Source organism: Vibrio sp. 10N.222.52.C12 (assembly GCF_041474215.1).
Taxonomy (GTDB): Bacteria; Pseudomonadota; Gammaproteobacteria; order Enterobacterales; family Vibrionaceae; genus Vibrio; species Vibrio crassostreae_C.
Genome location: NZ_JBFRTR010000036.1, coordinates 66,802 through 79,707, shown reverse-complemented (window position 1 = coordinate 79,707; position 12,906 = coordinate 66,802). Strand labels below are relative to the sequence as shown.

Annotated in this window: 10 protein-coding genes, 1 tRNA gene and 1 pseudogene; 3 read left to right on the top strand and 9 right to left on the bottom strand. The window is 43.4% G+C overall.

The features are described 5' to 3' along the window. Window positions 1–663: 663 nt before the first annotated feature. The 4 genes and pseudogenes from AB4623_RS07310 to AB4623_RS07295 form a co-directional block, all read right to left on the bottom strand. Window positions 664–1,449, bottom strand: coding sequence for an HAD-IIB family hydrolase (locus AB4623_RS07310; protein WP_017062047.1), 786 nt, complete (start codon window positions 1,447–1,449; stop codon window positions 664–666). Between the two features lie 35 nt (window positions 1,450–1,484). Beyond that, window positions 1,485–2,768 (bottom strand): TRAP transporter large permease, encoded by a 1,284-nt coding sequence (locus AB4623_RS07305; RefSeq protein WP_372146069.1) that lies wholly within the window; start codon window positions 2,766–2,768, stop codon window positions 1,485–1,487. A 9-nt stretch (window positions 2,769–2,777) separates the two neighbouring features. Then, a complete protein-coding gene (locus AB4623_RS07300) occupies window positions 2,778–3,242 on the bottom strand; it encodes a TRAP transporter small permease (protein WP_017062049.1) in 465 nt (154 codons plus the stop codon). Window positions 3,243–3,349: 107 nt separating this feature from the next. Beyond that, window positions 3,350–4,362, bottom strand: a pseudogene (locus AB4623_RS07295) (C4-dicarboxylate TRAP transporter substrate-binding protein). Between the two features lie 272 nt (window positions 4,363–4,634). On the opposite strand from AB4623_RS07295, the gene AB4623_RS07290 reads away from it, so the two are divergent. Together AB4623_RS07290 and AB4623_RS07285 are read left to right on the top strand one after the other, a co-directional pair. Further along, entirely contained in the window at window positions 4,635–5,339 is a 705-nt protein-coding gene (locus AB4623_RS07290; protein WP_372146067.1) for a glycerophosphoryl diester phosphodiesterase, read from the top strand. A gap of 9 nt (window positions 5,340–5,348) precedes the next feature. After that, a complete protein-coding gene (locus AB4623_RS07285) occupies window positions 5,349–6,101 on the top strand; it encodes a DeoR/GlpR family DNA-binding transcription regulator (RefSeq protein WP_372146065.1) in 753 nt (250 codons plus the stop codon). A gap of 63 nt (window positions 6,102–6,164) precedes the next feature. Here the strand turns inward: AB4623_RS07285 and gltS are convergent, their stop codons facing one another. The 4 genes from gltS to AB4623_RS07265 all read right to left on the bottom strand — a co-directional run bounded on the left by gltS (window position 6,165) and on the right by AB4623_RS07265 (window position 11,056). Next, the gene (gene gltS / locus AB4623_RS07280) at window positions 6,165–7,379 is read right to left on the bottom strand and encodes a sodium/glutamate symporter (protein ID WP_017072261.1); all 1,215 of its coding nucleotides are present in this window, start codon (window positions 7,377–7,379) and stop codon (window positions 6,165–6,167) included. A gap of 254 nt (window positions 7,380–7,633) precedes the next feature. Beyond that, a tRNA-Ser gene (locus tag AB4623_RS07275) sits at window positions 7,634–7,724 on the bottom strand. Window positions 7,725–7,904: 180 nt separating this feature from the next. After that, window positions 7,905–8,354: an L-alanine exporter AlaE gene (locus AB4623_RS07270; RefSeq protein WP_017062062.1), complete on the bottom strand. Its 450-nt coding sequence runs from the start codon at window positions 8,352–8,354 to the stop codon at window positions 7,905–7,907. 248 nt (window positions 8,355–8,602) lie between these two features. After that, on the bottom strand, window positions 8,603–11,056 hold the full coding sequence (locus tag AB4623_RS07265) for an ATP-binding protein (RefSeq protein ID WP_372146063.1): 2,454 nt from the start codon (window positions 11,054–11,056) through the stop codon (window positions 8,603–8,605). A 171-nt stretch (window positions 11,057–11,227) separates the two neighbouring features. Between AB4623_RS07265 and AB4623_RS07260 the strand changes: the two genes are divergently transcribed. Further along, window positions 11,228–11,797 carry a UPF0149 family protein gene (locus AB4623_RS07260; RefSeq protein ID WP_017062064.1) on the top strand — a complete coding sequence of 190 codons (570 nt, stop codon included), beginning with the start codon at window positions 11,228–11,230 and terminating at the stop codon, window positions 11,795–11,797. Between the two features lie 75 nt (window positions 11,798–11,872). On the opposite strand, the gene AB4623_RS07255 is transcribed toward AB4623_RS07260, so the two are convergent. Then, window positions 11,873–12,904, bottom strand: a complete 1,032-nt coding sequence (locus AB4623_RS07255; protein WP_372146061.1) for a potassium channel family protein — start codon at window positions 12,902–12,904, stop codon at window positions 11,873–11,875. Window positions 12,905–12,906: the final 2 nt, after the last annotated feature.

Below are 12,906 nucleotides of genomic sequence, written 5' to 3'. Positions count from 1 at the left end.
TATTTATTTTCTATTGATCTCACACATCAAATTCATACAAAACCTCCGTTAATTAACAAAAAAGACAATACAAAGCCTTGATTTTTAGGCAATTAATGTAAATTATAAATTACACAATAACTCTTTATTTTCCATTGATAAAAACGTGAACAAAGTCTTAAAAAAACCGAATTTCGGTTCAAAAAATACACATAACTTTGATTAAAAAAGTGATATTCATTCAATAAAAGTGAGATACTGATCTCAATGACAAATTTGATATTAACAGCAGATTTTAGTCTCTACCCTAAATAAAGATACCAGACAGACACTCGAAAAAATGAAATTCCGTTAATCACAACAATGTTAATAAATCACTATCGCGCGGGATTTACAGAAATGAGCTGTCTATTTCTCATGCCAATACTGATAAAAATGAAAATAAGGTCTAATTAAATGGATATCAGAAATATAGGCCATTAGCGGATAAATAAAGATGGGAAGTAGATCTTGTGGGAAGATAAATTATTTTTAGTTTCTATTTAAATCGAACCAAGAAACCAAATAAAACACCAACAGACAATGAATCCTTATTAAAAATAACCTTCATAGACAGAAAGTACAGATACCACCTTAAGGGTAGTTTCACTTTTATCTATGAAGGGTTTGAGCATGTCTTTCTGACTATTTTAGCGCGAGTAACTTGTCCGTAAACTCGGCAAAACCATATCCGCCAGGTTGAGTCATCACAACGACTGGATGGTGTTCAAGGCGTTGCCAATAGTGCTGAATGTTAGATACCCCAACGCTATTTGATAAGGCTTCAAACATATATTGGTCGTTCATCGAGTCACCGACATAGCAACTACGCTCAAGTATCTCTTGGTCAGATAACCCCTTCTCTTTAAGAAAAGCGGTCGATGTCGCTTTCTTAGAGTGCTCACCATACCAAGCATTGATGTGAATAGAGCTTGCTGTCGCATGTGCACCTAACGCGTGAATCTTAGAGACTATCTCTTCGATAATGGCATCGTCGACTTTAGGACGGTTTTGACCGATATCGATTGCCACCTCACACAGGCGGTAAGACTGATCCAGCGTTAAACTGAGCTCTGGGTAATCGCCCAAAATAGCCAATACTTGTTCTTTCAGCTTACTCTGATTGGCACTGACTTCTGGCAAAGGGATATCAGAGCGCAATGTCAGATAACCGTTTTTCTTTTCCATAATGAACGCGCCGTTCTCGCCGAGAACCGCATCAACAGGCCACAACTGAGCAATGTGATCACACCACCCTGCACATGCGCCCGTTACCGCAACTACTTTTTTCCCTGAATCACGTAGCTTGCTTAACGCAATCAAGGTTTCAGGAGGCAATTGACCTTGCCACGTTAAGGTGTCATCCACATCGGTTAACACCCAATCTATCTTTTTCCAATTTTGGTTCAATTCATTCGATACCGAATTCATTTCTACACCTCTAAACAATCAATCACTAAACAGTGTTAAAGCAAATTCGGTAAAAACATCACTAAGCTTTCAGAGAAAGTCAGCAACATCAGAACCGTAAGTAGTGCTAGCAACAACGGAGCCACTTCTCTTACGAAGTCGACAATACGAACTTTTAAAATCGAGCAAACCGTAAACATCATCGAACCAAATGGCGGAGTCACACCACCAATCATGATATTCACAATCACAATAATGCCGAAGTGAACCGGGTTAACGCCTAGGTTAAGCACAGCTGGCAATAGTAATGGCGTGAGTATGATCATCGCAGCACCGCCTTCGATGAACATGCCAACCTCTAACAGCAGTACGTTAATCAACAACAGCAAGACGAGCTTGTTGTCGGTAAGTTCAATCAACGCAGACGCAACATTGTGTGGGATCTGCTCTAGCGTCATGTAGTAACCAAAGACCATGGCACCGATAATGATGAACATGACACTACTGGTGCCTTGCACTGTTTCACGCATGATCAGCGGGATATGGCGGAAGCCCAGTTGACGATAGACAAAGATGCCAATAATCGCGCAGAGTAATACAGCAATCGCACCCGCTTCAGTAGGCGTGAACAAGCCAAAACGCATGCCTAAAATAATGCCAAATGGGATCAACAGTGCCGGAATCGCTTTCAGGAAATAATGAAAGCGCTCTTTGGCAGAAGCTGGCTCAGAACGCGACGGTTTGTAACGACGTTTGCGAGCGATGAACGCGATCGTCACCATCAGCGACAGCGCCATCAAAAATGCCGGAACGTAACCCGCAATAAACATTTGATGGACCGACACATTCGCTAATAAAGCAAAGATGATTAGGTTGATACCCGGTGGAATCACAGGGCTGATACTTGATGAAGCAGCTGTTACAGCGGCCGTGAATGGTAAGTCGTAACCACGCTTGGTCATCTCAGGAGCAAGAATCTTAGACTGCATCGCCGCATCCGCATTGGCAGATCCAGAGATACCGCCCATCAGAGTACTCAATGCTACATTCACTTGAGCAAGGCCACCGGTTTTGTGACCAATCATAGAATCAGCAAAGGCAAGTAAGCTCTTACTGATCCCCGCATAGTTCATCACCGAACCCACCATGATAAAGAACGGAATAGCCAACAACGGAAAAGACTCAGCAGAGCTAATAAAGCGCTGCATAACCAAGCTCACCGGAATAGAGTCATTGATAAAAAGAAAGTAAACCATCGCCGATGCAATCAGAGAAAACGCGATGGGGATGTTCAAAAGAAATAGAACAAACAGAATAAGGATTGGAAGATAGCTTTCCATGAATCGTACCTACTTAGAAGAGCGCTTTAGAGAAGCGACATCGTTCGCAATAAATCGAACGGTGTGGATCGCCATCAATGAGAAACAAAGCAACAACACGCCATTGATAACAAAATATGATACGCCCATGACTGGCGTTACCTTGTTAGATAACATGAGATATTGATAACTCAGAACTGCCATTAAGAGGTTCAGAGCCAGTAGGAAAACGGAAACACATAGCCTAAATGGGATTTTTGCTTTTTCTGGCAACATGGCAACCACCACGTCCACACCCATGTGAAGCTTGTGTTTGTAACAGGAGCTAATCCCTAAGTAGACAGCCCAAATGAAGCAAATAACCGACAACTCTTCGCTCCACGGGACAACAAAGCCAAATCCATAACGCAGGACGACGTTAACGATAACAACCAAAACGGTGATCGATATAGCGATAGAAGCGAGGATTTCTTCAATATTTTTCAATAAAAACAAAAGACTTCTCCAGCGAAATACCGAATACAACGTGGGTATTTCAGGAATAAAACGGCCTAAGAATAGTTAGGCCGTAATCATTAACTAATTAATTGACGTATGCAGGATTACTGTGCAGCTCGGATCGTTTCTAGCTCTTTCATGATCGTCGCGTGTATACCTTCACTCCAGCTTGGGAACTGGTTGTACACATCTGCCGTCAACTGGTTGAACTCTTCAGAATTCACTTCATTGAAGGTAACGCCTAGCTCTTCAAGTTTCTGAGTGTATTCAACATCCAATTTAACTAGCTCAGCAGTGTTAGATTCAGCGCCAGCCTCTAGCTCTTCGTTGATGATCTGTTGTTGCTCTGGCGTAAATTTGTCCCAAAGCGTTGGTGAAATGTAGATACCCACTGTGCCAAGGAAGTGCTTAGTCAAAGACATGTTCTTAGCCACTTCGTGATCTTGGTTGAGTACATTGTCAGGATAGAACCTTCAAGACCGTCAACAACGCCTTGTTGAACACCTGCATAGGTCTCAGGGAATGGAAGAGAAGCTGGAGCTGCGCCCATTGCTGAAAGTGTGCTAATGAACAGCTGACTTTGTGGAACACGAATACGCATGCCTTTCATGTCATCAGAGTTAACGATCTCTTTATTGGTGATCATGTGGCGGAATCCAAACATGTAGTCTGCATTCAATACTTTGATGCCTTTCTCTTCCGCTTTAGTCTTAAGGCCAGCGACGAAATCAGTGTCCATCATCGCTAAGTATTCATTGTAGGTGTTGTACAGCATTGGACCTGCAAGTGCAGCAAAGTCAGGCACGTAATCACCTAGATAAGTCAAATCCTCTACGGCAATCCAGTTGGCACCGTTAACCACTTGTTCCAAGTTATCTTTGTAAACAGGCAATTGGCCACCAGGGAAAACTTTAATGTTTACCGAGCCGTCGGTTCTTTCTCTAATTTTGTCGGTCGCTTTGATAAGTTCTTGTGTTAACAACTCATTTTGAGTGAATACAAGGCTCATATTGATATTGATCGGCTCGTCTTTAGCTTCAGAACCAGCCTTGTCAGCTTCACCACAACCAACAAGCAGCGTCGCCGCCATAATTACTGTACCTAATAGCTTTTTCATTTCTAATCACCTTTTCTTGGCTATCGTTTCTAAATATAGAGGGTGTTATTAAGTTTTCGTAGAGTATGTAAGTGAATTATTGCATTCATATGAACATTAATCCTACCGATTTGAACATTGTGAGTATAAGGTCTCACTATTGTATAAACTCTGTACAACAGCTTTAAGCTAGCTCTCATTTAAAGTAAGCAGATATGGCGGATAGATAATAAATCTGTAATAAAGTAGAGATACTGTTTCCTGAATTTTCAAATGAACATCGAGATTGAATTATGATCACAGGCCACCGCGGTGCCGCTTCTTTAGCACCAGAAAATACGTTAGTCAGTATTGAACAAGCAGCGAAAGCTGGTGCTAAATGGATTGAAATTGATACCCAGTTAAGCGCTGATGGCACCCCAATGGTTTTTCATGATAAGACGGTAAATCGTTGTACCAACGGAACGGGCAATATTGCAGACTTAGATTTAACTGCACTCAAGGCTCTAGATGCTGGCAGTTGGTTTGGTAGCGAGTTCGCGGGGACAACTATTCCTACGTTGAGTGAAGCGCTCGACAAGTGTCTAGAGCTCGATGTGACTTTGAACCTTGAGATCAAAATTTACGACGATAAGGCTATCCAACCTTTAGTTGAGAAAGTCGCGGCACTGATTGAACAAAAGCAGTTCCCTACTGAAAAGCTACTCATCTCAAGCTTCAAAAAGGAGGCACTAAGCCTTTGCCAGCAAATAATGCCAGAGGTTAAAAGAGGCTTTATCTGCGAGGTTTGGAATGATTTCAGCCTCGAGTCACTTAAATCACTCGACCTTTACAGCATTCATATTGACCACCGAATTCTTGACGAGAAAAAGGCCAAAGCAATCAAAGCTTCAGGCGCGGTTCTGAAAATATGGACACTGAACGATCCTCAATTGGCGGCTAAATATTTCAACCTTGGTGTCGATAACATCATCACCGACGTACCAAACCAATTTTAGTGAGCTTCTATGGAACTGAACCATCGTCAGAAAGAAATACTCGCAACGCTTAAGGCTAATCAAGATATACAGATCGACCACTTAGCCGAGCTTTTTTCTGTTACCACTCAAACCATTCGTCGTGATGTAAACCACCTGTGCGAGCAAGGCCTAGCACGAAGAGTGCACGGAGGCGTTAGCTTACCCACAACGCTCACCAACACGAGCTACCGATTCCGTGCTGGTGTTGAGTCAGAGACAAAGGACAGTATTGCGATGGCGGTTGCCGACGCGATACCTGAAGGTTCAACCGTCATGATGGGCATTGGTACGACCGTCACTCGAATTGCGCAGTATTTGTTGGCAAAGCCCGCGTTACGAGTGATCACCAATAACCTACAAGTGGCCCGTATCTTAGAAGCAAACGAGCAAATTGAAGTGTATTTGGCCGGTGGTTTGTTCAGACGAGAACACCAAGACATGGTGGGCAGTAGCGTGGTCCACTTCTTTTCCGATTTTGAAACTGACATTGGCATCTGTGGGTGTGGCTCAGTAACAGACAGTCATTTCGCTATGGAACACGAGCAAGTTGAGGCTGACCTATCCAAATCAATCATAAAGAACAGCCGTGAAAGCTGGCTTGTCGCGGATGCCAGTAAATGGGGACGCTTTGCCGCTCTAAAGGTAGCGTCACTGAATGACTTTGACCGCATATACACGAATAGCAGCCAATTACCTTCGGAGCTAAACATACACTTAGTAGAAGAGAATGCTCATACTTGAATACAACAAAGCCTAGCATCACAGCTAGGCTTTTTTGCTTAAGACAATTGCTCTTAATTAGCGCTACAGACCAACAAAGAAACTGATCACTAGCGCATTAATCAAATCAACAAAGAAACCACATACTAATGGCACCACAATGAATGCTTGTGGGCTTGCGCCATATCGATGAGTTACTGCCGTCATGTTCACAATTGCTGTTGCGGTCGAGCCTAGAGTGATACCACCGAAGCCTGAACATATCACCACAGAATCGTAGTTTCTTCCCATCAAGTAATAAACGACAAACACAGTAAACAACAGGGAAAGCAAGATCTGGATACTCATGACAACAGAGATATAGCCAAACAGTCCATCGAGATCCCAGATACGCAACCCCATCAATGCCATGGTCAAGAACATGCCTAAGCAGATATCAGAGATCATCGCTAAGCCTTTGCGGCCTTGAGCGATTTTCTCTTGTGTACGACGTTTCTTAAACAGTGCGCGACCAACGTTTCCGATTAGGATACCTGCGATCAAACAGCTAACGAATAACGGCAGTTTTAGGCCCATAGAGTCGATAACTTCACTCAAGCTGTAACCCAGCATTAGTGTTAAGTTAAGAATCAACCACGCCCATAGAACGCCGTAGTGACTAAGCTCCGTTTTTGTTTCACTCTCTTGGAATGCACCAACCGTAACCTCTTCTTCGTTAGAAGGGCTTACTTTGTGTTTATTGAGCAGGTAGTTGGCAATCGGGCCACCAATCACACACGCTGCAATTAAACCAACCGTGTTTGAAGCGACACCAAGTTCGAGCGCGTTAGCAATACCAAACTCTTCCACAAACATTGGCGCCCACGCTAACGTTGTGCCTACGCCGCCTATCAAGCTAACAGACCCAGATAGCAAGCCTGCTTTAGGATCCATTCCAAAGCCAGAAGCGACTGCCATTCCGACTACGTTTTGCAACACGATAAAAATGGCAGCAAGACACAGTAGGATGAACAACGGTCGCCCACCTTTAATCAGTGTTTTAATATCCGCTTGTAGCCCGATGCCAGCAAAAAAGTAGAGAAGCAAAAAGTCTCTGACATCTAGGCTAAAGGTGATTTGGATTTCAAAAATATAGTAAAGCGCCGCTACGGTCGCTGCGCAGACAAAGCCACCAATCACAGGCTCTGGCAGTGAATACTTTCTTAATACTTCAGATCGCTCAATCAAACCTTTACCGATAAACAGTAACGAAATCGCGATCGTAAAAGAGAGCATTGGAGAAACTAGGGTTTCTGTCATGAGGCTATGGGTTCCTAATAGTTAGATTATTCATAATATTGCGTACTATTAATAATCTAGATTCAGGCCAAAAAATCAAGCGATTATCGATGATAAAAACATCTAATATGGTTAATTCTGCGACGGTATTAATAGAGATTATAACTATAAAGCAATGATTAAAGGAACGGATATTAGGGAGGTATACAGATGAGGTGGGATATAGAGGCTCTAAAACGAGAAAACCCCAGCATTTCTGCTAGGGTTTTGAATAGTGGTGGAAGGATGGGGATTTGAACCCCAGATACGCTATAAACGTATACTCGCTTTCCAGGCGAGCGCCTTAAGCCACTCAGCCATCCTTCCACAAATTGTGTGTTGAGCATGTCACTCAACGAGGCGCTACTTTATTGATTCTGCTTGCTTTGGTCAAGGGGCATTCTCAAAAAAAGTGCCTTTTTCGGTTTGTTCGATTACAAATTAACTCATTAGATCAAAAACAAACCAAATTTCATTCTTTCGCTGCACTTACGCTTGTTGCTTTTCTTAAGCTTGTTGATAGTAGCCAGGAACTCGAAACCATTTACGACACATATCGAGGAAGTAGCCGTAAAGTACGCCCATACCGCACGAGATAACTGCATTACTGGTGACAGCCGTAACGATCTGGTCGCCTGAAGCACCCACTGCCAACAAAATACCCGCATACACTGGAGACTGGAATAACACGTATGCCATCAAATCAGACAAGTTTTTCATCAATGAGCTTTCTGAAAGTTTTGCACCATTGCGTAAGAACCAATCACGAAAAACGCCATAAGGCCAAGCGATAGCAATGTTTACAGGAATAGATAACGTTCGAGAAGCAAGAGATTGCTCAAACGTCATACCAGAAATAAACACTTCTACGATCATGCCAGAAATAAAACAGAAAACGACCATAGCAAATGTATCCGCAGCTGCGTTTCGAATACAAAATGGACCACGAGACTTCATTGACGACAAACCTAAAATATATCACTGCTTAATTAGTGATTTAGTAACATATAAACAAGGCACATTTGCACCTCACCAGATAATGTCGCTATTAAATCACAAGATTAGTAGTCATACACTCCAAATTAAAAATCAAGTTGTAAATTAACAACCAAAAACCACTTTAAAAGCAGTCACTTTCACCAAAAAATCCAACCAAGGTCAAATATTGGACAGTTCGTCATTTACTTACCGTAATTAAACAACATTTAAGCCATAGGTAGATTTACAGTAATGATATTAATGACATCTTGTGTAGGTGGTGATCCTAAAGCAACCTGCTCTAACGCTTTATCGACTTGTTCAGTAAGTTCCGCGTTGTTCATAGCTTCAACGTGGACACGTAGGCTCTCTAGTGCAAATTGAATCAGTTCTAGGTTGTTGTCTTCTAGCGCCACATACAACGTCACTAACAGCTCTTCAGTGTTATCTTTGTTGCGAAGATCAGGTTTAGGCAGTGACTCGCTTTTACTTTTCGAATCGTGTGGTTTTACGTCTTGGCTTTCGAGCTCATCCGCTTTTACTTCATGGTATTGATAAAGCTTATTTGAATAGCGGAACAAGGCATCATCCAGTTCACGCTCGTCAATCGGCTTAGCAATAATATAATCCACACCTGCCCCCAACATACGCTCACGAGTCTCTTTAAAGACATCAGCCGTACAACCAAACACCAATACCGATGACACATCGCCTATCAAAGCACGAATAGCAGTGGTTGATTCAACGCCATCCATCACAGGCATATGGTTATCCATGAGCACCAAATCAAAGCGCTCAGCAACCACGGCTTGTATCGCAAGTTCACCGTTTTCGACGCTCTTACAGGTAAAGCCTTTACTGCTCATGAAGGCTTCAATGATCACCGTGTTAGTTCGGTTGTCCTCGACGATCAGTACCTTTAAGCCAGAGTAGTCCAACTTCTTATGTGGCAAACTCTCGATTTCTCCTGGCTGACATGGCTGAATCTTCAAGCGAACATCAAAACTCGTGCCTATCCCTTCTTCACTGGTGACGGTAATACTGCCATCCATCAACTGGGCAATTTTCTTCACAATCGCGAGGCCAAGGCCAGTACCGCCAAAACGCCTTGTGGTCGAAGACTCCGCTTGTTCAAACGGTTTAAAAATACGCTTCTGAGCTTCTTTAGAAATACCAATTCCGGTATCACGAACTCGAATGCTCAGATAGGTGTCACTCCCCTCTACAACTTCTTTCAGGTACACCTCAACAAAGCCTCTGGAGGTGAACTTCACCGCGTTGTTCAATAGATTAAACAAAATTTGGCGAAGGCGAGCTTTATCTGAGAAGTACCAACGACCCGAAGTCACCTCAGAGTACACTTTGAATTGAAGCCCTTTCTCGGAAGACAATGTGTAGTAAACACTGTTAATACTGCCGATGATCGAATCAAGCGGGAAACGCGTTTCATCAAGATCCAACCTGCCCTGCTCGATCTTCGAGAAGTCTAAGATCTCGTTGAGTAGAGTCATCATATGATCGCCGGACTCATACAAGCTCTTAAGATGCTTCTCTTGTTCAGAATTTAGAGGCGTTTTTAATAGGATTTGAGCGGTACCCAATACCCCATTCATCGGAGTGCGAATTTCATGTGACAAGGTCGCAAGGAAAGCGGTTTTTGCATTGGTGGATGCCTGAGCTTTAACCTTTTCCGCTTCGAGATAAATGGTCTTTTCGTTGAAGGTTTTAATCAAATGGCCGATTTCGTCATCACTCGGGTAATCCACATCAATGATTTCGCCGGCTTTCGAGCTATCAACCTGTGCTGCAATCCTTGTGATTGGACTAATCAAATAACGGTTCAATAAGTAATACCCCGCCATGACACAAAGTAGCAATAGCGGAACAATACCGCCTTCAATGCTCATCACCTGACGAAACACTTCGTCTTCTACTCGTGATTTGGAGTTCACCACATCCACTTGCCAGCCGAAATCACCAAATTGATTGCTACTGATGTAAATGCCTTCAACGAGATTAAAGTTATGCGAAACCAACACTTGGTTAAGCTTATCTCTGAGCGTAATGCCAAGGTTGTATTCTTCGGCGTGGTTCTTGATAAAACCAAGCAGCTCTTCGAGCGAGAGATCCACCGTGGCAACACCGGCAAAAGTACCGTCGTAATAATAAGGGGAAGACGCCGTAATCATTCGAACGTGTGTGTATGGGTCGATATACACATCGCTCCAAGAGATCGTTCCTTGTTTTTTGTTGACGACAGAGGTGTACCAATACTCTTCTTGATAAGGGGCATTTTTGGGGTTGTTGTAAGAATATATCTGGTCGATTATTCCATCGTCGGCTTTATTAAAAAAGTAACTGTTGAGAAGCTTTTTAGAATCAAGCGCATAAGGTTCGGGCCAAATACCGGCACTGACAATCGTATCGTCGCTCGCCGCCAACATGGACTTAAAGAGCGGAATAACATCATCACCGTTACGATGCGCTTGAGCAAACCCAACGAGACTGTCTACGAAGCCTCGAGAACTACTGAGTGGCTCTGTAATCAATGCGGATAACAGTTGCGTACGCAAGTCGAGGTTTTGTTGTAATTTGGCGCGCACAGGGGATTCTACGACGTAATACGTCACACTACCGACAATGGCAATAAACATCGCAAGGTATAATCCAAGCGCTACCATGCTTTTTTTCTTTAAAGACGACCGTATCTGCATAATTCTTTTATTGTTTTCTTTTCTGTTAAACCTAGTGTTTATCATCCATGACATCAAGCCTTTTTAGATTGAAGCTTGATTGGCACAAGTTCATTGGTACTATAAGCGCAAATATGTTCCCTTTTACGGTACCTCACTTTGACTTTACAAGATATTCTTGCGCTTCCAGAGTTGGAAGGAAAGCTAATCACAGAACACAAAACAATGGGCTTTGTCACTGCAATGGCAGCGGCACCGAATGTGTTAACCCCGCATGAGTGGCTACCGTTCTTATGGGGTGGCGAAGAAGTCGCACCTTTTACGGATGGTGAACAGCTAGAAAGCTACATTGAAGTTATCATCGAGCTTTGGAATAAAACCCGCCCAGAACTGATTGAAGGGACTTGGGTTTGGCCTGAAGCTTGTCAATTAGACGACGAAGAAGTGGTGAACACTGCCGCTCGTGATTTTTGTGAAGGCTTGCTTCAAGGCTGGCAGATTGCTCGCGACGATTGGGAAACACTAATGCCTGAAGAGAGCGAAGATAACGCACTCGTTGGCGGTGTCCTGCTGTCACTGAGCATGCTTTACGATCCAGAAACGTCAATTGCTACGCTTGCAGAGCAAGGCATCGAAGGCCTAGAGCAGTTCGAAGAGATCTTTAACGCTGTTCCTGTGATGCTTTGCGGACTAACGCAGCGTGGCATTGCACTGGCTGAAGCTCAATAACAGTTAGCTTTATACAAGCCAAAAGGCCTCATTATGAGGCCTTTTTTAGTTTTCAGACGAAATAAAATAGTCGCTTTAGAAGCCTTTCCAATCGAAGTCATCAATTCGCTCATCAGCAATATAAAACAGCTTAGTGCCACTGCTGACCACTTGATCTAACTCTGGGTTGAGTTCAATACCGCGCCCCGTATCAATGGCGATCAGAGTTGCTTGATACTTCTCTTTAAACACTGAGAAAATAGGCGCGACGGTGACAGACTCAGCGTCTTCAGGGAAATACGTTGAATACTGTGTCATGCCTCTTGTTGAGCTCAATAATTCTTGGTGAAGCGCACTGGAACCTGGGTCTACCGCAGCCTTTGCTAGCATCTCAGCACCCACCGCTGGAATACATTCTGAGTTAGGGCAATGCTTGTGTAACAAATCGCTCAGCGCTTCATCTTTAAAGTAAACAAGAAGGTGCGCTTTAGGGTTTCGGTTGGCACAGTAAAGCGCCGCAGATAACGTAATGTCGTCTTCTGGGTTATCAATCAGGATGCAACTTGCAGACTCAATGCCCGTTTTCTCCATCTCTTTGCCATCGGTGTAGCTGTTTACTTTGACGAAATTGATTTCACCGGGTAACGGGTTCTCGATATCTGAACGCGTACATAGCACGATTGGTCGTTTACCCGTTTCTTCGTGTTGTAGCATGCGGATGAGATGAATGGTTCTTTGCTCATTCCACCCCAACATCAAAATGTGGTTGTCCACTCTAACTCTCCTTTTTCCTAGCAAGCCCGCTCGCCAATATTCAACACCTTCTGTCGCCACTTTACCGAGCAACGCAGCAAAAAGGCTCAACCCGCCTGGAATCACAAATAGAATAACGATCCACTGCCCCGCTACCGTGGTCGGTGATAAATCACCATAACCAACCGTAGAAGCCGTCACCACCAAGTAGTAAGCGAATACGGTAACCGAACTGGTTAAATCTGTTTCACCCGCCAAATACAGCATCGACCACGATAAAGCGATGTAGCCAAGAAAAGTGAACAGTAAGTTTTTGCCATTCAAAACAAAGATGTTTGCTTTGATCCAGCGTTTGAGTTGTAACCAGATTATCATTC

Bases quoted from the DNA above. Each gene is read 5' to 3' on its own strand.
- AB4623_RS07310 (WP_017062047.1), bottom strand. From the start codon at position 1,449: ATGAATTCGGTATCGAATGAATTGAACCAAAATTGGAAAAAGATAGAT.
- AB4623_RS07305 (WP_372146069.1), bottom strand. From the start codon at position 2,768: ATGGAAAGCTATCTTCCAATCCTTATTCTGTTTGTTCTATTTCTTTTG.
- AB4623_RS07290 (WP_372146067.1), top strand. From the start codon at position 4,635: ATGATCACAGGCCACCGCGGTGCCGCTTCTTTAGCACCAGAAAATACG.
- AB4623_RS07285 (WP_372146065.1), top strand. From the start codon at position 5,349: ATGGAACTGAACCATCGTCAGAAAGAAATACTCGCAACGCTTAAGGCT.
- gltS (WP_017072261.1), bottom strand. From the start codon at position 7,379: ATGACAGAAACCCTAGTTTCTCCAATGCTCTCTTTTACGATCGCGATT.
- AB4623_RS07270 (WP_017062062.1), bottom strand. From the start codon at position 8,354: ATGAAGTCTCGTGGTCCATTTTGTATTCGAAACGCAGCTGCGGATACA.
- AB4623_RS07265 (WP_372146063.1), bottom strand. From the start codon at position 11,056: ATGGTAGCGCTTGGATTATACCTTGCGATGTTTATTGCCATTGTCGGT.
- AB4623_RS07255 (WP_372146061.1), bottom strand. From the start codon at position 12,904: ATGATAATCTGGTTACAACTCAAACGCTGGATCAAAGCAAACATCTTT.